Here is a 20353-nt window from a genome sequence, read left to right on the forward strand (position 1 = left end):
GGGAGGCTGCGGTTGCGGCCTGGGGAGAAGGGATGTCAGTTGCAGGAAAGATCCTGGGCAGCATGTTGCTGGTCTCGGGAACGGCCCCCGTGTGGGCCGCGCCGGCGGTGCCGGCACCACAGGAGTTCTACTTCGACAGCGATGCGGCCGCAGTGCCGATGGTCGTGGTCCAGTCCGAGGGCGATGCGCTGGTGGCGCAGCTGCTCAAACAGCGCGAGCGCGGCCGGCGGACCGTGGAGGCCACCGTGCAGCTGGCGTCGGTGGCCATTGCCCAGGGCCGTACCGAACTGGGTGAACAGCTGTATCGCGAAGCGCTGAAGGATGCGCCGGTGCAGGGCAGCCTGGGCCGCGGCGTGCGCTGGAATTACGGCTGGGACCTGCTGCGGCAGGGCCAGGCCGAGGCCGCCCTGGAGCAATGGCAGGCTGCCGCCGGTGGTTCGCTGAGCAAGCCGGGCTGGTTGCCGCCCACCTATGCGCTGGCGCTGTGGAGAGCTGGGCAGAAGCAGGAGGCGGTGCAGTGGTATGCCGCAGCGGTGCGGACCGAGCCGACGCAATGGAGCGACAGCAGCCGCTATGCGCAGTTGTTGCCGTTGTGGCGTGACGACGAGCGCGCCTCGCTGGCGGAAGTGCAGCAGGCCTGGGCGGCCGCCCCGCCGGCCTGGCCCTGAGGGAAGGGGGCAGGCCGGGTTGCACCCGGCGCCCGCAGAGGCAACGGCCGAAGCAACTGCAACAGCAACAGCAACAGCAGATTTACTGAAGGGGGCGGTGTGGGTGGGTGTCGACCTTGGTCGACACATCTGTCAGAGATCGAAATCAATCTGGGGTCAGATCCGTATTCCGCAGGAAAACGGATCTGACCCCGCCCGGCCAGCCGTGGCTGTTGCTTTCAGCGACCATCCACGAGAGTCCGCGCCGTTCGCAGGAACCTCAATCGTCCGCGGAAACCGTCCGCCCCGATGCCCACGTCCGCAGGGCCTCGACCTGCTCGGCCATCAGCACCGACAGCGGCCGCGTCGCACGGATCTCGTTCATCAGCAGCTCGGTATCCAGCGGCCTGCCTTCGGCGTGCGCCGCGTACAGCCCGGCCACGATCGCCTGCTCGATCTCCGCGCCGGAGAAACCATTCGCCGCCGCCGCCAGCGCCGGCAGCGCGAAGTCGTCACCATTGAGCTGGCGCCGTCCCAGGTGCAGCCGCAGCAGTTCCACGCGCACCTCCGGGCTGGGCAGGTCGACGAAGAAGATCTCGTCGAAACGGCCCTTGCGCAGCAGCTCGGCCGGCAGCTCGTGCACCTGATTGGCGGTGGCGACGATGAAGACCGGCGCCTTGCGCTCGGCCATCCAGGTCAGCAGGTAGCCGAGTACGCGGCGTGACACGCCACCGTCCTCGCCACCACTGGCCAGGCCTTTCTCGATCTCGTCCATCCACAGCACGCAGGGCGCCAGCTGCTCGGCCGAGGCCAGTGCCTGGCGCAGGTTGGCCTCGGTCTCGCCGTGGTACTTGTTGTACAGCGCGCCGACGTCCAGGCGCAGCAGTGGCACGCCGAAGCCGGCGGCGGTGGCCTTGGCCAGCATCGATTTGCCGCAGCCCTGCACGCCCAGCAGCAACATGCCGCGCGGCGGGTCCAGCCCGGCCGGTGCCGAGCCGGCGATGAAGGCCACCCGGCGCTGGCTGATCCAGCGCTTGAGCCGGTTGGCACCGGCCACGTCGCCGAAGCGCGCACTGTCATGCTCGAAGAACAGATGGCCGCTGCGGTTGAGCAGCTCGAACTTCAGCCGTGCCAGCTGCGGCAGGTCGTCGTCGCGCAGCGCGCCGTCGGCGTAGATCAGCTGGCGGGCGATGCGGCGGGCATCGACCAGGCTCAGGCCCTGCAGGTTCTTCAGGATCTTCTTCACCGCCTCGCTGTCGACCTCGACGCGGCGGCCGCCGTGCTCGCGCGCATAGGCGTCGGCCTCCTCGCGCAGCATCTTCAGCAGGGCATTGGCATCGGGCAGGCGCGGGTTGAAGCGCACCGCCAGTGCTTCCAGCTCGGCCGGCAACTCGACCTTGGCGCCGATCAGCACCAGCACATGGGGTTCGCTGTGGCGGCGCTGGATCAGGTCGCGCAGCGCGCGCTGGTGGCTGGCATAGCCCAGGTAGGGGTGGAAATCGAGCAGCAGGTAGACACCACGCTGATCGGCCTGGCGGATCATCTGCAGCGCGGCGCTGGCATCGGGCGGCCCGACCGGCGGGTCCTCGCGGTCCAGGTCGATGCGGCGCAGGCCCTCGGTGATGGACCAGCGGTGCAGGGCCCGCCACACATGCATCAGCGTCTGCCGGAACAGCTCGACGATGCGACCCTCATCCTGGGTCTCGATCACGATCAGGGGGGTATTGGCGCGGATCAGTGCGCTCAGGTCCTGCAGTTCGCTCATGCCGGTTCGATCCTTCGGGGGCGCCACGATAGCAAAGGCGATGGCCACTGGTTCAGCACGGCGCTACCTCCCGTCACCACCGCCGGTGTACGCTCGGGGCACGTACCCGGAAGCGAGGCTGGCATGAAGACGATCCTGGTGGCCGGTTCCAAGGGCGGGGTGGGCAAGACCACCGTCGCCACCCACCTGGCCGCGTACGCGGCATTGCAGGGCAAGGCCACGGTGATCGCCGATGCCGACCCGCAGGGCTCCAGCACCCGCTGGGCACAACGGCGTGCCGGGCTGGAAAGCGCGGTGCTCCCCATCGACGTGTATCGCAGGAAGCAGTGGGCGCAGAAGCTGCCGGACGGTACCGATACCGTCATCATCGATGCACCGGCCGGTGCGCTGGCCGACGATATCCCCCATTTCCTGGACGCGGCCGACGCCGTGGTGGTGCCGGTGCTGCCCTCGGCCCTGGATATCGAAGCCATCGTCGGCTTCCTCAACAGCCTGGCCCAGAACCCGCGCGTGCACAGCCGCAAGCTGCCGGTGGGGCTGGTCCTCAACCGCACCAAACCCTGGACCCAGACCTCGCAGCAGGCGCTGCAGATGCTGGCCGAATGGCCGTACCCGGTGGTCGCGCAGCTGCGTGACAGCCAGAGCTATGTGGTCATGACCGGCCTGGGCCGCAGCCTGTTCGACTACCGCTCGGCCCAGGTGCGCGAGCACCAGGCCGACTGGGAGCCGCTGCTGTCCTGGTTGAAGCTGTAACGCTGCACGTCTCCACCCTCTTTTCATGGAACCCCGCGATGCGTGAATTGATCCTGCTGCGCCATGCCCATGCCGAACCGGCCGTTTCCGGCCAGGCCGACCTCGACCGGCCGCTGTCGCCGGTAGGGCTGGCCGAAGCCGAAGCCGCCGGCAAGTGGTTGAAGGAAAACAACCTGTTGCCCGACTGCGTGATGTGCTCGCCGTCGCGACGTACCCGCGAGACCCTGGAAGCGGTGATGACGGCCATCGGCTATGTCGAAAAGCGCCTGGAAGACCGCATCTACGAAGCCACCCCGGGCACCCTGGCGGCGCTGGTGGACGAGCGTCGCGACCTGGACCGGGTGCTGATCGTCGGCCACAACCCGGGCCTGGAGCAGCTGGTGGCCCTGATGACCGACGGCACCAGCAGTGACTATCGCGGCATGCCGCCGGGCGGTGTGGCCGTCCTCGGCTTCCCGCGCGAGGCCGCGATCGAACCGGGCGTGGCCAGCCTGAACGCGTTCTGGTGGCCGTGATCCGATGAGCCTGGCGCGGCGCAGCCGCTTCCTGCTGCCCGCGTTGCTGGCGCTCGGCCCGGCCTGGGCCGCGGCGCCCCCACCGACCCCGTTGCCGCCCGTGTCCGCCGAAGCGCCACGGGTATTGCGCCTGGACACCCAGCGCTCGCAGATCGGCTTCGAGGTGCGTACCCGCTTCGGCCAGCGCATCGAAGGCGTGTTCCCGCACTTCGAGGGGCGCATCGAGATCCTGTCCGACGGCCGCCACCAGGTGCACCTGAAGATGTTCACCCGTTCGGTGGAGATCCCCGGCAAGGCGCGCTACACCGGCTGGATGCGCGGCGAAGAGTTCTTCGATGCCGGGCGCCATCCGGTGGTCGAGTTCGACTCGCTGCCGTATTGGCCGGAAACGGTGGAGCAGGGCGGCGACATCAATGGCCGGCTGACCCTGCGCGGCATCAGCCACCCCGAGTCGCTGCAGGTCGAGAAGGCGGAGTGCGCCCGACCCGGCTATGATTGCGATGTCGTCAGCCGCGGTACCGTGCAGCGAGGCCGGTATGGAATGGACAGCTGGCAGCTAGCCTTGAGTGACCGAGTGACCTTCGTATTGCGTGCGCGCCTGAGCGAGGCGCCGAAACCGTGAACCTCCTGCTGCGTGTACTGGCGCTGGCAACCGTGTTGCTGGGCAGTGGCTGCGCGTCGCTCTCGCATGCCGAGCGCGATCGCGCCGAAGCGATCGCCGTGCAGGCGCGCTCGACCGACGTCGACTGCCAGCGCGCCGACCGTTGCGCGCAGGACTCGCCGCTGCGTGCGCTGGCCGGCCGCGCGTTCACCGAATCCACCCCGGAACGGCCGCGCCATTACGCCACCCTGCTCGATGAGGGCGAAGGCGCCCTGGTGGCGCGCCTGAACCTGCTGCGCAGCGCCACCCGCAGCATCGACCTGCAGACCTACATCTTCGACAAGGACGACAGCGCCCGGCTGGTCATCGACGAGCTGCTGGCCGCATCGCGGCGCGGGGTGAAGGTGCGCGTGCTGATCGACCAGCTCTCGGCGATCTCCGACCTGCAGATCCTCGGTGCGCTGTCCGGCGCGCACCAGAATTTCCAGCTGCGGGTCTACAACCCGACCTTCGGCAAGGCCCGGCTGAACTACTTCGACTATGCCGGCAGCGTGCTGTGCTGCTTCCGCCGCTTCAACCAGCGCATGCACAACAAGCTGCTGGTGATCGACGATGCGATCGGCGTGGTCGGCGGCCGCAACTACCAGGACGACTATTACGACTGGGACCGCGAGTACAACTTCCGCGACCGCGACGTGCTGATCGCTGGGCCGGAGGCGCGGGCGATGGCCGCCAACTTCGATGCCTTCTGGCGTGCCAAGCGCAGCGTGCCGGCCGAGCGCCTGAATGATGTCGGCCGCACCCTGCTGCGCGAGGGCGTACCGACCCTGCCGCCGGCCAGCTTCCGCCGCCCCGAGCGGGTGCAGCGGGTCAGCGCCGAAGCCAGCGACACGGACTTCGTCACCCGTTCCTTCGTCGATACCGCATTGCCGGTGGCTTCGGTGCGCTATGTCGCCGACCTGCCACGCAAGCACCGGCGCGAGAAGGCCGATGCGCCGCTGGCAGGCCAGCACGTGACCGAGCCGCAGCTGGATGCGCTGATCGCCGGCGCGCAGAAGGAAGTGATCCTGCAGACGCCGTACCTGGTGTTGTCCAAGCCGGCGCAGAAGCTGTTCCGCGAGCTGCGCAAGCGCCCGCAGCCGCCGCGCGTGGTGGTGTCCAGCAACAGCCTGGCGGCCACCGACAACCCGATCGTGTATGCGCTGTCGTACAAGTACAAGCGGCGCAACATGCGCGAACTGGGCTTCAACATCTTCGAATACAAGCCGTTCCCGCTGGATGCCCCGGTCGATTACCGCAACCTGCTGCCCGACCCGATCGCCGCACCCGGGGGCGACGGGGACCGTGAGTGCAACCCGCTGATCGGCGGCAGCGCCGCCGGCAGCAATGCCGGCGACAGCCGCGACGAACACCCGGCACCCACCGGCAAGCAGGGCCCGGTGAACCATCCGCGCACCGGCAGTGCCTACCAGAACGCGCGCGAGCGCCGCCGCGCGGCCGGCAGCGCGGTCGAGACCCGCTTGTTGCGCACCGAGACCCGGCCTTCGTTCCTGGGCAGCAAGGCGGTCAACAAGCCGTTGCCGGTTACCCGCAAGGGCGCGCGCATGGGCCTGCATGCCAAGTCGCTGGTGGTCGATCGCCGCATCGGCGTGGTCGGCACCCACAACTTCGATCCGCGCAGCGAGAACTACAACACCGAAGGCGCGGTGATCATCGATGACCCGGCCTTCGCCGAGCAGCTGGCCGAGAGCATCCTGCGCGACACCCACCCGCAGAACTCGTGGACGGTGGCGCCGCGGGCCAAGCCGCCGGTGCTGTCCGGGCTCAATTACAGCGTCGGCAAGGCCTCCGAAGCACTGCCCATCCTCGACTTCTGGCCGTGGCGCTATGCCACCGACTACGAGTTCAAGCCCGGCCCGGACTGCCCGCAGCCGCTGCCCCGGCAGGACCCGGACTTCCACCGCTGCTATGTGGCCGTGGGCGATTTCCCCGAGGTCAATGTCGGCCCGAAGTGGCTGCTGGTACGCATGCTGACCGCATTCGGTGCCGGCCTCGTTCCCATCCTCTGAAGGTGCCCGCATGACCCAGGTGTTCCGCGAAGCCGTTTCCCTCGAGCAGCTCAACACGCTCAGCCGCAACACCGCGATCGAGTCGCTGGGCATCGTCTTCAGCGGGGCCGGTGAAGACTGGCTGCAGGCCACCATGCCGGTGGACGAGCGCACCCGCCAGCCCTACGGCATCCTGCACGGCGGCGCGTCGGTGGTGCTGGCCGAGACCCTGGGCAGCAGCGCCGGCAACCTGTGCGTGGATACGGCGAAGCAGATCTGCGTCGGGCTGGAAATCAACGCCAACCATGTACGCGCCGTGCGCTCGGGCACCGTGACCGGCACCGCCCGCGCGCTGCACGTGGGCCGCAGCACCCAGCTGTGGGAGATCCGCATCGAGGACGAGCAGGGCCGGCTGGTGTGCATCTCGCGGTTGACCCTGGCGGTGGTGGCGGCCGGCCACGGCTGAGCCCCGGACGGCCAGCCACGGCAGCGGAACCCAGCGTTCCCCGTCGATTGCCCCGGTCGATGGCGGTTATGGCCTAAATCGGCTGGCAGCGATGACGGCCCTCCGGTATCGTGCGCGGATGACTTCCCCCACTCCGGCCCCCCGTGGCGGCGTGGCGCGTGTGTGCCGTTACCTGTACCGCGTACCGCTGCTGTTGGTCCACATCATCGTGTTCCTGCCGCTCATCCTGATCGGCATGCTTCGGCCGTGGGGCGAACTGCGCGTGGGCGAGGCCACCTTCGGCGCCAAAGTGGTCAACTGGTGGCAGGGCGGGCTGATGTGGATCTTCGGCTTCCGCCTGGTGCAGATCGGCAGGCCGCTGCCCGGTGCCGTGCTGTTCGTCGCCAACCACGTCAGCTGGGTCGATATCTGCATCCTGCACAGCCAGCGCATGATGGGCTTCGTCGCCAAGCGCGAGATTGCCAGCTGGCCGCTGGTCGGGTGGCTGGCCGCGCGTGGCCAGACCATCTTCCACCAGCGCGGCAACACCGAATCGCTCGGTGGCGTGATGCAGGTGATGGCCGATCGCCTGCGCGAAGGCAAGGCAGTGGGCGTGTTCCCGGAAGGGCGTACCCGCGGTGGCCACGAAGTGGGCCCGTTCCATGCCCGCATCTTCCAGGCTGCGGTTGAAACCGGCGTGCCGGTGCAGCCGGTGGCACTGGTGTACGGGGTCAAGGGTGATGCGCAGACCATTGTCGCATTCGGCCCCGGCGAGAGTTTCTTCGCCAATTTCCTGCGCCTGCTCGGTGAGCCGGCGCGGCGTGCGGAAGTGCACTTCCTGGCACCGATCGGTGCGCAGGACCTGGAAGGCCGTCGGCGCATCGCGGAGACTTCGCGCGCGCGCATCGTGGCGGCCATGAGCACCGGGTGAGGCTGCGGTGGCCCTGATCCCGCCACCCGTCCTGGACGCCGGCACACCGACGCTGCACGCGGCTGACTACCAGCCACCGCGCTGGCTGCGCAATCCGCATCTGCAATCGATGCTCAGCTCCAGCCGCATGCGCCTGCAGCGCGGCCTGCTGCTGCTGGCAGCGACCGGCGCGATCAGCGAAGAACTGATCCTCGACGGCGGCGACGGCGTGCGCCTGCAGGGCTGGCACAGCCACATCGAAGGCCGCGAACCCAAGGGCATGGCCCTGCTGCTGCATGGCTGGGAAGGCAGCGCCGAATCCAGCTACATGCGCATGGCGGCCGCGCGCATGCTCGAACAGGGCTTCGACGTGGTGCGGCTGAATTTCCGCGACCACGGCAATACCCATCACCTCAACCCCGGCATCTTCCACTCCAACCTGATCGACGAAGTGGTGCATGCCGCGGGCGATATCGCCCAGCGCTGGCCGCAGTTGCCGCTGGTGGCCGCCGGTTACTCGCTAGGCGGCAACTTCGTGCTGCGCCTGGCGCTGCGTGCGCCGGCGGCCGGCGTGCCGCTGCTGCGCGTCGCCTCGGTATGCCCGGTGCTGGATCCGGCGCTGACCATGGAGAGCATCGAGAACGGCCCGGCGATGTACGACTGGTACTTCCGCCGCAAGTGGGCCGGGTCGTTGCGGCGCAAGCGCGACCTGTTCCCCGAACTGAGCGACTGCGACGACCGCGTGCTGAAGCTGGACATCCGCGCGTTGACCGCCTGGCTGGTCGAGCGCCACACCAGTTTCGGCTCGTTGCAGGCTTATTTCGATGGCTACTCGATTGCCGGCGATCGCCTGTCCACGCTGCAGGTGCCGGCCGACATCCTGATGGCGCAGGACGACCCGGTGATCCCGTACGCGACCTTCAGCGACTGGCAGCTGCCGCGCCAGGCGCACCTGGAAACCGCCTGCTGGGGCGGCCACTGTGGCTTCCTGGAAAACTGGCGCGGTGACGGCTTCTCCGAGCGCTGGGTGGCGCAGCGTCTGCAGCGCGTGCTGCAAGGCTGAACCGGCACGGGCGCGCAGGCCGCTACAATGCGGGTTTGCCCTTGAACCGGACCGCCATGCAAGACCAGATCATCCAAGCGTTGCGCCAGAACGAGGCCGACCAGGCCGTGCAGTTGGCCCAGGCGTGGACCCGTGATGAACCCGGCCAGGCCGAGGCCCACCGCTGGCTGGCGCTTGCGCTGCAGCAGCAGGGCAAGGCCGAGGACGCGATGGAGGCCCTGCAGCAGGCGCTGCAGCTGGCACCGGACAATGCCCAGCTGCACCTGCAGCACGCCGGCCTGCTGTTGGCCCTGCGCCAGTTCGAAGGCGCAGGCGAAGCACTGACGCGCACCACCGGGCTGGACCCGAACGCATTCGCCGCGTACCTGATGCAGGCCCATCTGGCGATCGGCCGCAACGATTTCGATGAAGCGCAGCGCCTGTCCACCCTGGCCTCGCGTGTCGAACCGGACCACCCGGAACTGCTGACCATCGACGGCATGATCGCGCTGCGCCGCGATGATGCCGACCGTGCACTGACGCTGCTGTCAGCCGCCAACCAGGCCCAGCCCAACGACATCCGCGTGCTCTACGCACTGGGCTTCGCCTACCTGGGCAAGAACATGCTGGCCTTCGCCGAACAGGCGTTCCGCCGCGTGCTGGAACTCAACCCCGGCATTGCCTCGCTGCATGGCCTGGTGGTGCAGCTGGCCATGCGCCAGGGCAACCTGGAAGCCGCCGCCGAAGCGATGCAGATCGCACTGCAGCAGCAGGGCCTGGATACGCCGTCGATGCGCCGCCTGGCCGGCGAACTGGCACTGCGCAGCGGCCAGCCGCTGCAGGCGCTGGAGCACCTGCTGCCGCTGCTGGAGTCGCTGCCTGACGACCGCGACGTGCTGCAGCTGCTGCTGATGTCCTGGCAGCGCCTGGGCCGCGAAGACGAGGCCCGCGCACGCCTGGATGCCACCCTGGAGCAGCACCCGCTGCTGCACGACCTGTGGCTGGCACGGCTGGCGGTGGAAGAGGTCGGCAGTGCCACCGCCGCCACCACGGTCGAGCGCTGGATGGACGCGATGCCGGGCCACCTGCCGGCGCTGGAAGCGCGCCTGCGCCTGCACGACATGGTGGGTGAACACGCGCAGGCCGAAGCGATCGCCGAGCGCATCGTCAGCCTTGAACCGGGTCGCGTCAGTGGCGAAACCCGCCTGGTCGAAGGCCTGCTGCAGCGCGATCCGGCCGCCGCGGTCGCCCGCGTGCAGGCGCTGATCGGCATGGCACCGGAAGGCCACCGCGCCGACCTGCGCACCTGGCTGGGTGAGATCCAGGATCGCGCCGGGCAGCACGAAGACGCGCTGCAGACCTGGCTGGCACTGCAGGCCGACCAGGCATCGCAGCGCTTGCCGCTGCCGCCGCAGGCCAAGGCGCCGCCGAGCTGGCCGGACAAGGGCGAGATCGACGGTGATGCCACCTCCGCGCCGATCTTCCTGTGGGGCGCGCCGGGTTCGGGCGTGGAGCGCGTGGCGACCGGCCTGGCCGCCGCCAGCCCGGTGCTGCGCAGCGACCGCTATACCTCCAACGCGCCCGACGATGCCTTCCAGAACTACCACACGCTGCAGGACCTCGCCTCCGGCGTGCTGACCCCGGAGCGGCTGGTGCAGCGCTGGCGCGAACAGCTGCCGTCGCGCGGCGTGCAGGACGACGCGGTCATCGACTGGCTGCTGTGGTGGGACAACGCGCTGCTGTGGGCGCTGCGCCCGCAGCTGCCGCAGGGCCGCCTGCTGGTGGTGCTGCGTGATCCGCGCGACATGCTGCTGGACTGGGTGGCCTACGGTGCCGCCGCACCGCTGGCGATGACCTCGCTGGCCGAAGCCAGCGAATGGCTGGCGCGCGCGCTGGCCCAGGTCGCCGCCCTGCACGAGGACGACCTGTACCCGCAGGTGCTGCTGCGCATCGACCAGATCGGCAATGACCCGCAGGCGATGGCCGATCTGCTGGGCCGCCTGTTCGAGCGGCCGATGCCGCCGGCCGCACAGCTGGGCGCGCCGCGCTTCCCGCCGGGCCACTGGCGCAACTACCGCGACGTGATGAGCGCCGCCTTCGCCAAGCTCACCCCGATCGCGGTGCGCCTGGGTTACCCGGAAGAGTGAGGACACGCCGATGCAACTGAGCAGCCACAGCCTGACCAACGGTGCACCGATCGACCGCGAATTCGCCGCCGGCGATGCTGGGGGCTTCGCACCGGACCGCAATCCGCACCTGGCCTGGAGCGGCGCGCCGGAAGGCACCCGTTCGTTCCTGCTGGTGTGCGTCGATCCGGACGTGCCGACCGTGCCGGAGACGGTCGGCCGCACCGACATGAGCGTGCCGCGCGACCAGCCACGCTGTGATTTCGTGCATTGGGTGATGGCCGATATCCCGGCCTCCGTGCACGAGATCGCCGCAGGCAGCTGCAGTGATGGTTTCGTGGTGAAGGGCCGCAGCACCCCGGCCGGGCCGGCCGGCAGCCGCCAGGGCCTGAACGACTTCACCGGCTGGTTCGCCGGCAATCCGGACATGGCCGGCGACTATCTGGGCTACGACGGCCCGTACCCGCCGTTCAACGACGAGCGCCTGCACCACTACTTCTTCCGCGTATTCGCGCTGGACGTGGCGTCGTTGCAGCTGCCGGCACGCTTCACCGCTGCCGACGCGTATCGGGCCATGCATGGCCATGTGTTGGCCGAAGCCGCACTGCACGGTACCTACACGTTGAACCCGGCGCTGGGCTGAGGCGGCAACGTGCTTCCGTAGAGCCGAGCCCATGCTCGGCTGCTCTTCCGGGCAGACAGCAGCCGAGCATGGGCTCGGCTCTACAACGCCAACGAAGAAGGGCGGCCTTGCGGCCGCCCTTCCATCGTTTTACTTCTTCTCGATGGCCGACTCGACCACCATGTCCAGCACGTACGCCTGCGACGGCGCATCGGCCGGCGGGTTCTTCACTTCGTAGCGCTTCACGCGCACCACGTTGCGCACGCCGTCTTCGTGGGTGTAGCCCTCGATGTTGCCGTAGAAGTTCTCGAACTTGCCCGGCTCACCCTGCTTCAGGCCCTTGTCGTCGAACTTCACTTCGCGCACCTGCAGGCACTGGTAGTCCGGGATCAGCGGGTGCGAGCACTTCTCGGTCTTGGCCGCCACTTCCAGGAACACGGTCTCGCCGGCACCGCCATAGCGGGTTTCAGCGGTCGGTTCCGGGTTGAACACCAGCACGTCGCCCTTGGCGTTGGTCAGGGTCAGCTTGCCGTCGGCGTCCTGCTCGGCCTTCAGCTCGCCCTGCAGGCGGCTCGACACGGCCTCGTCCAGCGCCATCAGCGCCTTGTCGGTGCAGGCCATCAGGGTCGAAGCCATCGCCGACACGCTCAGCTTGCCATCGGCCAGGGTGTAGCCGCCGCCCATGCGGTTGCAGGTGTTGCTGACCGACAGGCGGCCATCAGCGAAGTCCAGGGTGACCGGCTTGTCTTCGCGGGCGAACAGCGCGTCGATGCGCTTGCCGTCGGCGCCGGTGGCCTGCTGCAGCAGCCAGTGCTGGCTCTGCAGGCGCTGCGCATCCAGGTGCGCCAGCGTCTGCTGGTCTGCTGCCTTGGCCGCGGCCGGGGCCACGTCGTCGCCGCCATTGCCGGCCGGGGCCGGGGTCTGGCTGCAGGCGGCCATCAGGGCCAGCGGGAGGAGCAGAGTGAGCTTGCGGTTCATGGTGATTCTCCTTGGGGAACCGTGGGGGAAACGGGGTGGGGCCGGCAATGGGGTTACCGGGCCCCGGCGCTGTTCAGCTGCCGGACGGCAACCACAGCAGCAGCGCCGCGCCCAGCGCGATGCGGTAGATGGCGAAAGCGGTGAACCTGTGCGACTTGATGTAGCCCATCAGCCACTTCACTACGACGAAGCCGGTGATGGCCGCGGCAACGAAGGCCACGCCCACCTCGGTCCAGTTCTCGCTGCCCAGCTGCCCGGCCTTGGCCATTTCCAGGAAGGTGTAGGCGCTGGCGGCGAACATGGTGGGAATGCCGACCAGGAACACGAACTCGGCGGCGGCCGCGCGACGGCTCAGGCCCAGCAGCATGGCCAGGAAGATCGCCGAGGCCGAGCGCGAGGTGCCCGGGAACACGCCGGCCACGACCTGCGCCAGGCCGACACCGATCGCCACCGTCCAGGTCACCTGGTCGCGGTCGGGCAGGCGCGCGGTGTAGGCCTCCACCAGCAGCATCCAGACGCCACCGATGATCAGTGCCCAGGCCACCGGGCTGACCGTCTCCGGCAGCGACCAGCCGGCCTTGCGCACCACCAGCCCGACCACCGCGGTGACCAGGAAGGCGGCGCCCAGCTTGAACACGTATTCACGGTTCTCGCGCTGGTTGAAGCCGGTGGCCAGCTGCAGCAGGCGCTGGCGGAACACCAGCACCACGGCCACGATCGCGCCGGCCTGGATGACGATGTTGAAGAAGTCCGAGCGGGCGCCCAGCCAGTGCTGGGCGATGAGCAGGTGGCCGGTGCTGGAGATCGGCAGGAATTCGGTCAAGCCTTCGAGGATGCCCAGCAGCAGGGCGGAGAGCAGGTCGGACATGGACGGTGCGTGCACGCGCGGCGGAAGGAAGAAGGTCGAGAGGATAGACGATCCCTGCTGCACCAATCGGGTGCGTCTGGTGGTGGCTGCACCCGTTTGGTGCGCACCGTTCTGCACCGCCCCGGGGCGCTCTTTTTGAAATCAATGACTTGCGCCCAGCGAAAAGTTGGCACGGTCGTTGCTGTACCTCAGCAGGCATTCATCCCCATCCGAGGTCGTACCGATGTCCGTGGAAAACGTTGAGAAGCTGATCAAGGACAACCAGATCGAGTTCGTCGACCTGCGCTTTGTCGACATGCGTGGCGTCGAGCAGCATGTGACCTTCCCGGTCAGCATCGTCGAGCCGTCGCTGTTCGAAGAAGGCAAGATGTTCGATGGCAGCTCGATCGCCGGCTGGAAGGGCATCGCCGAATCGGACATGGTGCTGCTGCCGGATACCGCCAGCGCCTACGTCGACCCGTTCTATGCCGATCCGACCATCGTGATCAGCTGCGACATCCTCGACCCGGCCACCATGCAGCCGTATGGCCGCTGCCCGCGCGGCATCGCCAAGCGCGCCGAGGCCTACCTGAAGTCCTCCGGCATCGCCGAAACCGCATTCTTCGGCCCGGAGCCGGAATTCTTCATCTTCGACTCGGTCCGCTTCGCCAATGAAATGGGCCACACCTTCTTCCAGGTCGACTCGGAAGAAGCGGCGTGGAACAGCGGCGCCAAGTACGACGGCGCCAACAGCGGCTACCGTCCGGGCGTGAAGGGCGGCTACTTCCCGGTCCCGCCGACCGACACCCTGCACGACCTGCGCGCCGAGATGTGCAAGACCCTGGAACAGGTCGGCATCGAAGTGGAAGTGCAGCACCACGAAGTGGCCACCGCCGGCCAGTGCGAGATCGGCACCAAGTTCAGCACCCTGGTGCAGAAGGCCGACGAACTGCTGCGCATGAAGTACGTGATCAAGAACGTCGCGCACCGCAATGGCAAGACCGTCACCTTCATGCCCAAGCCGATCGTCGGCGACAACGGCAGTGGCATGCACGTGCACCAGTCGCTGTCCAAGGGTGGCACCAACCTGTTCTCCGGTGACGGCTACGGCGGCCTGAGCCAGCTGGCGCTGTGGTACATCGGCGGCATCTTCAAGCACGCCAAGGCCATCAATGCCTTCGCCAACTCGGGCACCAACAGCTACAAGCGCCTGGTGCCGGGCTATGAAGCACCGGTGATGCTGGCCTACTCGGCCCGCAACCGTTCGGCTTCGTGCCGCATTCCGTGGGTCTCCAACCCGAAGGCGCGCCGCATCGAAATGCGCTTCCCGGACCCGATCCAGTCCGGCTACCTGACCTTCACCGCGCTGATGATGGCCGGCCTGGACGGCATCAAGAACCAGATCGACCCGGGCGCACCGAGCGGCAAGGATCTGTACGACCTGCCGCCGGAAGAAGAGAAGCTGATCCCGCAGGTCTGCTCCTCGCTGGACCAGGCGCTGGAAGCACTGGACAAGGATCGCGAGTTCCTGAAGGCCGGTGGCGTGATGAGCGATGACTTCATCGATGGCTACATCGCGCTGAAGATGCAGGAAGTGACCAAGTTCCGCGCGGCCACCCACCCGCTGGAATACCAGCTGTACTACGCCAGCTGACCGGGGGCGATGGCGGTGGGCATCCCCCTCCCGCACACCGCCATCGCACCCGTTCTCGCGGCTGGGGAGCCGCGGTCAGATCGGGGTCGTTGCACGGGGTCGGATCCCTTTCATGCATGAAAGGGCTCTGACCCCACGCCAAGGACCCCTGATCCAGGGGCAAGAGAGAGACCGGATACGCGACCAGGGCTGCCCTCCCTCCCGCGTCGGTCGTGCAAGGAGAGAGGCACGGCCGTCCCGGCCCTGTACGTGTCCGGTGCAACAGCCACGGCCATCACCCTGATGGCCGGTGGTTGCCTGATGCCAACGCGCGCTGGCGCGCTGGCCCCATCCACCCTCGGGACATGCGCATGAAACTGATCTCCGCCATCATCCGGCCGTTCAAGCTCGACGAGGTCCGCGAGGCCCTGTCCGACGCAGGCGTGTCGGGCATCACCGTGACCGAAGTAAAAGGCTTCGGCCGCCAGAAGGGCCACACCGAGCTGTATCGCGGCGCCGAGTACGTCGTCGATTTCCTGCCCAAGATCAAGATCGAAACCGTGGTCACCGACGAGCGTGCCGACGCGGTGATCGAAGCGATCCAATCGTCTGCAGGCACCGGCAAGATCGGTGACGGCAAGATCTTCGTCACCGCCGTCGAACAGGTCATCCGCATCCGCACCGGCGAAATCGGTGCAGACGCGCTGTAACCCCCTTCCGGAGACTCCCCCATGAAGATGCGCCTTCTTACCGGGTGGCAAGCCCGGTTCCATCTGGTGTGCCTGTTGATGCTGCTCAGCGCGCTGGCTGCCGGCGCCTGGCCGGGCAGCGCCCACGCCCAGGCCCAGGTCTCGCCGCTGCCCAGCGAAAGCGTGGCGGTTGAACCGCTGCAGGACCCCGCCGCTGCAGCGGCTGCACCGGCCGTGGCCGAAGCGGCCGCCGCCTATGATCGTGGCGACGTGGCCTGGATGCTCACCTCCACCCTGCTGGTGCTGCTGATGGTGGTGCCGGGCCTGGCCCTGTTCTACGGCGGCCTGGTGCGTTCGAAGAACGTGTTGTCGGTGCTCAGCCAGATCCTGGTGGTGTTCTCGCTGGTGCTGCTGCTGTGGGTGTCCTACGGCTACAGCGCAGTGTTCAGCGCGGGCAATCCGTTCTTCGGGTCGTTCACCGAGTTCGCCTTCCTCAAGGGCTTCACCCCCGACTCGGTCGGCAACACGCCGATCAAGGGCCTGCCGGATTACCTGTTCGTTGCCTTCCAGTCGACCTTCGCTGGCATCACCACCGCACTGATCGTCGGCGCCTTTGCCGAGCGCATCAAGTTCCGTGCGGTGCTGCTGTTCTCGGCGCTGTGGTTCACCCTCAGCTACATCCCGATGGCGCACATCGTCTGGGGCGGCGGCTACCTGGGGGAAATGGGTGCGATCGATTTCGCCGGTGGAACCGTGGTCCACATCAACGCGGGCGTGGCCGGCCTGGTGGCCGCGTGGTTCGTCGGCAAGCGCCTGGGCTATGGGCAGACCGCGCTGAAGCCGCACAACGTGCCGTTCACCTACATCGGCGCGATGCTGCTGTGGGTCGGCTGGTTCGGCTTCAATGCCGGCTCGGCGGCGGCGGCCGATACCGTGGCCTCGCTGGCCTTCCTCAACACCGTGCTGGCCACCGCTGCTGCCGTGCTCGGCTGGACGCTGGTGGAAGCGATCGGCAAGGGCAAGCCGTCCGCGCTGGGCGCGGCCTCCGGTGCGGTGGCCGGCCTGGTCGGCATCACCCCGGCCTGCGGCACCGTCGGCCCGCTCGGTGCGATCGTCATTGGCTTCATCGCCGGCATCGTCTGCGTGTGGGGCGTGACCGGCCTGAAGCGCCTGCTGAAGGTGGATGACACCGCCGACGTGTTCGGTGTGCATGGTGTCGGCGGCATCGTCGGCGCGATTCTCACTGGCGTGTTCAGCGCCCAATCGCTGGGTGGCACCAAGGCCGATCTGGATATCGCCCACCAGGTGTGGGTGCAGGTGGTCAGCGTCGGCCTCACCGTGGTGTGGTCGGCGGTGGTGACCACGCTGATCCTGCTGGTGGTGCGCAGCGTGGTTGGCCTGCGGGTGACCGAGGAAGCCGAACGCACCGGCCTGGATGTGACCTCGCACGGCGAGTCCGCCTACGAGGCCTGAAGTAATGGCGGGGCTGCTGCATTGATGCTGTGGGTGCCGACCGTTGGTCGGCACTTCCCTGCTCTGGTAGGTGCCAGGCTTGCCTGGCACTGCCGGCAGCCCAGCCACGCATGGCGTGGCTCTACTGCATCCTCTTGGGTGAGTGCCAAGCTTGCTTGGCACTGTCGGCAGCCCAGCCACGCATGGCGTGGCTCTACCGCATCCTCTTGGGTGGGTGCCAGGCTTGCTTGGCACTGTCGGCGACCCAGCCACGCATGGCGTGGCTCTACCGCATCCTCTTGGGTGGGTGCCAAGCTTGCTTGGCATTGCCGGCGACCCAGCCACGCATGGCGTGGCTCTACCGTATCCTCTTGGGTGGGTGCCAAGCTTGCTTGGCACTGTCGGCGACTCAGCCACGCATGGCGTGGCTCTACCGCATCCTCTTGGGTGGGTGCCGACCGTTGGTCGGCACAGCGGCATGCATCATCGCGCCTGATCGCGCACAATCAGGCCATGCACCCGATCCGCACTGTCCTGATGCTCTCGGCCTGCCTGTTGCTGGCCGCCTGCGCTTCCACGCCGCGGGAAACGCACAACCCGCTCGCCACCTGGGTGCCGTCACCCAACCAGAACGCGCGCACGCCGGTCATCATCGTCATCCACCACACCGAGCAGAAATCGGTGCAGCAGAGCCTGCGTACACTGCGCACCGGCAACAGCGGTGGCCCGGTCAGTGCGCACTATCTGATCGGTGCCGATGGCCATCGCTACCAGCTGGTGGCCGATGAGCGCCGCGCCTGGCATGCAGGGGCCGGGCGCTGGGGCACCATCACCGATCTCAACTCCGCCTCGATCGGCATCGAGCTCGACAACGATGGCCGCAGCCCGTTCAGTGCGGCACAGATCGAATCGCTGATCGTGCTGCTGCGCGATCTCACCACCCGGTTGAACATCCCGCCGCGCCAGGTGATCGGCCATGCCGACCTGGCGCCGACGCGCAAGCAGGATCCGAGCCGCTTCTTCCCGTGGCAGCAGCTGGCCGAGGCCGGTTTCGGCGTGTGGCCGCGCGCGGCCGACGGTGCCGCACCGGAGGGCTTCGACGCGTGGAATGCGCTGGCCCGCTTCGGCTATCCACTGGACAACCGCGAAGCCACCGTTGCCGCCTTCCACCGCCGTTTCCGTGGCCGCGACGATCTGCCGAAGACGCTGGATGCCGAGGACGCCCGCATCCTGCACTCGCTGCTGCTGCAGACGCCGTGACCGCGTGCATGAATGCTTGACCGCGCGCTGGGTTGCCGCCCAGCGGCCGGCACTCCACCATGGCGGCATGATCGATTCCGCCACCTTCTTCAAGCACAAGCACTGGATCCTGCTGGCAGCGGCGGTGCTCGCCGGCTGCTCCACCACCGCTCCCCGCACCGGTTCCGAAGCGCCGACGCCAGCCACGCCGCCCGCGGCCACCTATGCCAAGGCCGCATGGAGTGCACTGCCACCGGTCTCCGACAGCGATCTGCAGGCCGGCTTCGTTGCCTGGCGCAGCAGTTGCACCCGGCTGAAGAACGATGCGGTCTGGGCCGGCCCCTGTGCCACCGCCGCGAAGGTGCCGGACAAGGATCCGGCCGCGATCCGCCAGTTCCTGCAGCGCGACCTCGATGTCTATGCGCTGCGTGCCGGCGGCCACCAGGCCGACGGGCTGATTACCGGTTACTACGAGCCGATCTACGCCGGCAGCCTCACCCGCACGGCGGCTGCCACGGTGCCGGTGTACGGCACGCCCGATGATCTGATCGTGGTGCAGCTGGACAGTCTCTACCCGGAGCTGAAAGGCAAGCGCCTGCGCGGCCGCCTCGACGGCAAGGTGCTCAAGCCCTATGACGACGCCGGCACCATCGCAGCCAAGGGTGCCAAGGCCCCGGTGCTGGCCTGGCTGACCGACCCGATGGACCTGCAGCTGCTGCAGATCCAGGGGTCGGGCCGGGTCCGCCTGGCTGACGGCACGCAGGTGCGGCTGGCCTACGCCGAGCAGAATGGCCATCCGTACCGCGCCATTGGTCGCTGGCTGGTGGACCAGGGCCAGCTGAAGAAGGAAGACGTCACTATGGACGCCATCCGCGCCTGGGCCCGGGCCAATCCCGCGCGCGTGCCGGAACTGCTGCGCAGCAACCCCAGCTACGTGTTCTTCGTGCGCAACCCGGACAGCCCGGAAGGCCCGCGCGGTTCGCTGAACGTGCCGCTCACCGCCGGTTACAGCGTGGCGGTGGATCGCACCGTGGTGCCGCTGGGCAGCCTGTTGTGGCTGTCCACCACGCGCCCGGACGGCAGCCCGGTGGTGCGCCCGGTGGCCGCGCAGGACACCGGCGGCGCCATCGCCGGTGAAGTGCGCGCGGACCTGTACTGGGGCAGCGGCGATGCTGCCGGCAAGCTGGCCGGCGACATGAAGCAGAAGGGCAATATCTGGATGCTGTGGCCGAAGGGCGTGGCGCTGCCGCGGTAGGTCGGCAGGGGTCAGATCCCTTTCCGCCGGAAAGGGATCTGAGCCCCGGATGCCCGATAATGGCGCCATTCCGAACTTTCCGGCCGCGCCTGCGGCCAGGACCTCTGCAATGACCTACGCAAAGCACAACGCAAAACCCGGCGCGAAGTCCGCCGCAAAGAAGTACTACAAGCACTGGGCCGAATCGGGCCTGGGCAAGGGCAACGTGCTGATGGAAGCGCGTGGCGAGAAGATCGTGCGCCAGGTGGAAATCTACGGCACCAAGATGGTCTGGGCAGACGAGCATGCCCACAGCGACGACCGTTTCCTGCTGGCCGACCAGCCGGTGTCGTTCCTGGATTTCGACGAAGACGACGAAATCTCCGCGCGTGAATTCGAAGCCGCCTGGAAGAAGGCCCGGGAAGCCACCGGCTACCCGGTGTAGCGCTGCGCGGCCGGGGTCAGAGCCCTTTCCTGACGGAAAGGGCTCTGACCCCGGATACGGGTTCACGCAGCTGCGTTGTGCGGTTGGATCCGGGCCAGCACATCGGCCAGCTTTTCCTTGGTCATCGCCGCGTCGAAGTCGGCCTGCAAGCCAATCCAGAATTTGTCGGAGACGCCGAAGTAGCGGGACAGGCGCAGTCCCGTGTCCGCAGTCACCGCGCGATGGCCCGAGACGATCTCGCCGATACGGCGCTGCGACACGCCGATGGATTTGGCCAGGCGGTACTGGGTGATGCCCAAGGGCTCCAGGAATTCGTGCAGCAGGACCTCGCCGGGGGCAGGGTAGGGAACGGTTCGCATGAG

Annotated in this window: 20 protein-coding genes; 16 read left to right on the forward strand and 4 right to left on the reverse strand. The window is 68.0% G+C overall.

Features of this window, described 5'->3' with window-relative positions; all coding sequences use genetic code 11:
• Window positions 1-32: 32 nt before the first annotated feature.
• The gene (locus B9Y64_RS13245; RefSeq protein WP_100441108.1) at window positions 33-668 is read left to right on the forward strand and encodes a tetratricopeptide repeat protein; all 636 of its coding nucleotides are present in this window, start codon (window positions 33-35) and stop codon (window positions 666-668) included.
• 259 nt (window positions 669-927) lie between these two features.
• Here B9Y64_RS13245 and B9Y64_RS13250 read toward each other — a convergent pair whose 3' ends face one another.
• Complete coding sequence (locus B9Y64_RS13250; protein WP_100441109.1) at window positions 928-2412, reverse strand: AAA family ATPase; 1485 nt, start codon at window positions 2410-2412, stop codon at window positions 928-930.
• A 123-nt stretch (window positions 2413-2535) separates the two neighbouring features.
• Here B9Y64_RS13250 and B9Y64_RS13255 point away from each other — a divergent pair, with 123 nt between their 5' ends.
• The 9 genes from B9Y64_RS13255 to B9Y64_RS13295 all read left to right on the forward strand — a co-directional run bounded on the left by B9Y64_RS13255 (window position 2536) and on the right by B9Y64_RS13295 (window position 11495).
• On the forward strand, window positions 2536-3165 hold the full coding sequence (locus tag B9Y64_RS13255) for a ParA family protein (RefSeq protein WP_100441110.1): 630 nt from the start codon (window positions 2536-2538) through the stop codon (window positions 3163-3165).
• Between the two features lie 38 nt (window positions 3166-3203).
• The gene (locus B9Y64_RS13260) at window positions 3204-3680 is read left to right on the forward strand and encodes a SixA phosphatase family protein (protein WP_100441111.1); all 477 of its coding nucleotides are present in this window, start codon (window positions 3204-3206) and stop codon (window positions 3678-3680) included.
• A gap of 4 nt (window positions 3681-3684) precedes the next feature.
• Window positions 3685-4302 (forward strand): YceI family protein, encoded by a 618-nt coding sequence (locus tag B9Y64_RS13265; protein ID WP_100441112.1) that lies wholly within the window; start codon window positions 3685-3687, stop codon window positions 4300-4302.
• Window positions 4299-6350 (forward strand): phospholipase D family protein, encoded by a 2052-nt coding sequence (locus tag B9Y64_RS13270; RefSeq protein ID WP_100441113.1) that lies wholly within the window; start codon window positions 4299-4301, stop codon window positions 6348-6350. The genes B9Y64_RS13265 and B9Y64_RS13270 overlap by 4 nt, the downstream gene beginning before the upstream one ends.
• Window positions 6351-6360: 10 nt before the next feature.
• Complete coding sequence (locus tag B9Y64_RS13275) at window positions 6361-6795, forward strand: hotdog fold thioesterase (protein WP_100441114.1); 435 nt, start codon at window positions 6361-6363, stop codon at window positions 6793-6795.
• 118 nt (window positions 6796-6913) lie between these two features.
• Window positions 6914-7705, forward strand: a complete 792-nt coding sequence (locus B9Y64_RS13280; RefSeq protein ID WP_100441115.1) for a lysophospholipid acyltransferase family protein — start codon at window positions 6914-6916, stop codon at window positions 7703-7705.
• 52 nt (window positions 7706-7757) lie between these two features.
• Entirely contained in the window at window positions 7758-8747 is a 990-nt protein-coding gene (locus B9Y64_RS13285) for a YheT family hydrolase (RefSeq protein ID WP_202909072.1), read from the forward strand.
• Window positions 8748-8803: 56 nt separating this feature from the next.
• Complete coding sequence (locus B9Y64_RS13290) at window positions 8804-10873, forward strand: tetratricopeptide repeat protein (RefSeq protein WP_100441117.1); 2070 nt, start codon at window positions 8804-8806, stop codon at window positions 10871-10873.
• A 10-nt stretch (window positions 10874-10883) separates the two neighbouring features.
• On the forward strand, window positions 10884-11495 hold the full coding sequence (locus tag B9Y64_RS13295; protein ID WP_100441118.1) for a YbhB/YbcL family Raf kinase inhibitor-like protein: 612 nt from the start codon (window positions 10884-10886) through the stop codon (window positions 11493-11495).
• A 129-nt stretch (window positions 11496-11624) separates the two neighbouring features.
• Here B9Y64_RS13295 and B9Y64_RS13300 read toward each other — a convergent pair whose 3' ends face one another.
• Complete coding sequence (locus B9Y64_RS13300; protein WP_100441119.1) at window positions 11625-12452, reverse strand: META and DUF4377 domain-containing protein; 828 nt, start codon at window positions 12450-12452, stop codon at window positions 11625-11627.
• A 73-nt stretch (window positions 12453-12525) separates the two neighbouring features.
• Window positions 12526-13320 carry an undecaprenyl-diphosphate phosphatase gene (locus tag B9Y64_RS13305; RefSeq protein ID WP_100441120.1) on the reverse strand — a complete coding sequence of 265 codons (795 nt, stop codon included), beginning with the start codon at window positions 13318-13320 and terminating at the stop codon, window positions 12526-12528.
• Between the two features lie 223 nt (window positions 13321-13543).
• Here B9Y64_RS13305 and glnA point away from each other — a divergent pair, with 223 nt between their 5' ends.
• The 6 genes from glnA (at window position 13544) to B9Y64_RS13335 (ending at window position 19991) form a co-directional block, all read left to right on the forward strand.
• Window positions 13544-14953: a type I glutamate--ammonia ligase gene (glnA, locus tag B9Y64_RS13310; RefSeq protein WP_100441121.1), complete on the forward strand. Its 1410-nt coding sequence runs from the start codon at window positions 13544-13546 to the stop codon at window positions 14951-14953.
• A gap of 350 nt (window positions 14954-15303) precedes the next feature.
• The gene (locus B9Y64_RS13315; protein ID WP_004134334.1) at window positions 15304-15642 is read left to right on the forward strand and encodes a P-II family nitrogen regulator; all 339 of its coding nucleotides are present in this window, start codon (window positions 15304-15306) and stop codon (window positions 15640-15642) included.
• A gap of 21 nt (window positions 15643-15663) precedes the next feature.
• On the forward strand, window positions 15664-17094 hold the full coding sequence (locus B9Y64_RS13320) for an ammonium transporter (protein WP_100441122.1): 1431 nt from the start codon (window positions 15664-15666) through the stop codon (window positions 17092-17094).
• Window positions 17095-17586: 492 nt separating this feature from the next.
• Window positions 17587-18333: an N-acetylmuramoyl-L-alanine amidase gene (locus tag B9Y64_RS13325; protein WP_100441356.1), complete on the forward strand. Its 747-nt coding sequence runs from the start codon at window positions 17587-17589 to the stop codon at window positions 18331-18333.
• Between the two features lie 67 nt (window positions 18334-18400).
• Complete coding sequence (gene mltA, locus B9Y64_RS13330) at window positions 18401-19567, forward strand: murein transglycosylase A (RefSeq protein WP_100441357.1); 1167 nt, start codon at window positions 18401-18403, stop codon at window positions 19565-19567.
• A gap of 109 nt (window positions 19568-19676) precedes the next feature.
• A complete protein-coding gene (locus B9Y64_RS13335) occupies window positions 19677-19991 on the forward strand; it encodes a hypothetical protein (protein WP_005407555.1) in 315 nt (104 codons plus the stop codon).
• A gap of 62 nt (window positions 19992-20053) precedes the next feature.
• On the opposite strand, the gene B9Y64_RS13340 is transcribed toward B9Y64_RS13335, so the two are convergent.
• Window positions 20054-20350 carry a HigA family addiction module antitoxin gene (locus B9Y64_RS13340; RefSeq protein WP_100441123.1) on the reverse strand — a complete coding sequence of 99 codons (297 nt, stop codon included), beginning with the start codon at window positions 20348-20350 and terminating at the stop codon, window positions 20054-20056.
• Window positions 20351-20353 lie beyond the last annotated feature (3 nt).

Origin of the sequence: Stenotrophomonas maltophilia (assembly GCF_002799245.1) — a bacterium.
Taxonomy (GTDB): Bacteria; Pseudomonadota; Gammaproteobacteria; order Xanthomonadales; family Xanthomonadaceae; genus Stenotrophomonas; species Stenotrophomonas maltophilia_S.

Excerpts from the sequence above, each read along its gene's own strand:
- B9Y64_RS13315 (WP_004134334.1), top strand. The coding sequence starts at position 15,304 with ATGAAACTGATCTCCGCCATCATCCGGCCGTTCAAGCTCGACGAGGTC.
- B9Y64_RS13295 (WP_100441118.1), top strand. The coding sequence starts at position 10,884 with ATGCAACTGAGCAGCCACAGCCTGACCAACGGTGCACCGATCGACCGC.
- B9Y64_RS13325 (WP_100441356.1), top strand. The coding sequence starts at position 17,587 with ATGCACCCGATCCGCACTGTCCTGATGCTCTCGGCCTGCCTGTTGCTG.
- B9Y64_RS13255 (WP_100441110.1), top strand. The coding sequence starts at position 2,536 with ATGAAGACGATCCTGGTGGCCGGTTCCAAGGGCGGGGTGGGCAAGACC.
- B9Y64_RS13265 (WP_100441112.1), top strand. The coding sequence starts at position 3,685 with ATGAGCCTGGCGCGGCGCAGCCGCTTCCTGCTGCCCGCGTTGCTGGCG.
- B9Y64_RS13275 (WP_100441114.1), top strand. The coding sequence starts at position 6,361 with ATGACCCAGGTGTTCCGCGAAGCCGTTTCCCTCGAGCAGCTCAACACG.
- B9Y64_RS13250 (WP_100441109.1), bottom strand. The coding sequence starts at position 2,412 with ATGAGCGAACTGCAGGACCTGAGCGCACTGATCCGCGCCAATACCCCC.
- B9Y64_RS13300 (WP_100441119.1), bottom strand. The coding sequence starts at position 12,452 with ATGAACCGCAAGCTCACTCTGCTCCTCCCGCTGGCCCTGATGGCCGCC.
- B9Y64_RS13290 (WP_100441117.1), top strand. The coding sequence starts at position 8,804 with ATGCAAGACCAGATCATCCAAGCGTTGCGCCAGAACGAGGCCGACCAG.
- B9Y64_RS13280 (WP_100441115.1), top strand. The coding sequence starts at position 6,914 with ATGACTTCCCCCACTCCGGCCCCCCGTGGCGGCGTGGCGCGTGTGTGC.
- B9Y64_RS13245 (WP_100441108.1), top strand. The coding sequence starts at position 33 with ATGTCAGTTGCAGGAAAGATCCTGGGCAGCATGTTGCTGGTCTCGGGA.
- mltA (WP_100441357.1), top strand. The coding sequence starts at position 18,401 with ATGATCGATTCCGCCACCTTCTTCAAGCACAAGCACTGGATCCTGCTG.
- B9Y64_RS13305 (WP_100441120.1), bottom strand. The coding sequence starts at position 13,320 with ATGTCCGACCTGCTCTCCGCCCTGCTGCTGGGCATCCTCGAAGGCTTG.
- B9Y64_RS13320 (WP_100441122.1), top strand. The coding sequence starts at position 15,664 with ATGAAGATGCGCCTTCTTACCGGGTGGCAAGCCCGGTTCCATCTGGTG.
- B9Y64_RS13260 (WP_100441111.1), top strand. The coding sequence starts at position 3,204 with ATGCGTGAATTGATCCTGCTGCGCCATGCCCATGCCGAACCGGCCGTT.
- glnA (WP_100441121.1), top strand. The coding sequence starts at position 13,544 with ATGTCCGTGGAAAACGTTGAGAAGCTGATCAAGGACAACCAGATCGAG.
- B9Y64_RS13340 (WP_100441123.1), bottom strand. The coding sequence starts at position 20,350 with ATGCGAACCGTTCCCTACCCTGCCCCCGGCGAGGTCCTGCTGCACGAA.
- B9Y64_RS13335 (WP_005407555.1), top strand. The coding sequence starts at position 19,677 with ATGACCTACGCAAAGCACAACGCAAAACCCGGCGCGAAGTCCGCCGCA.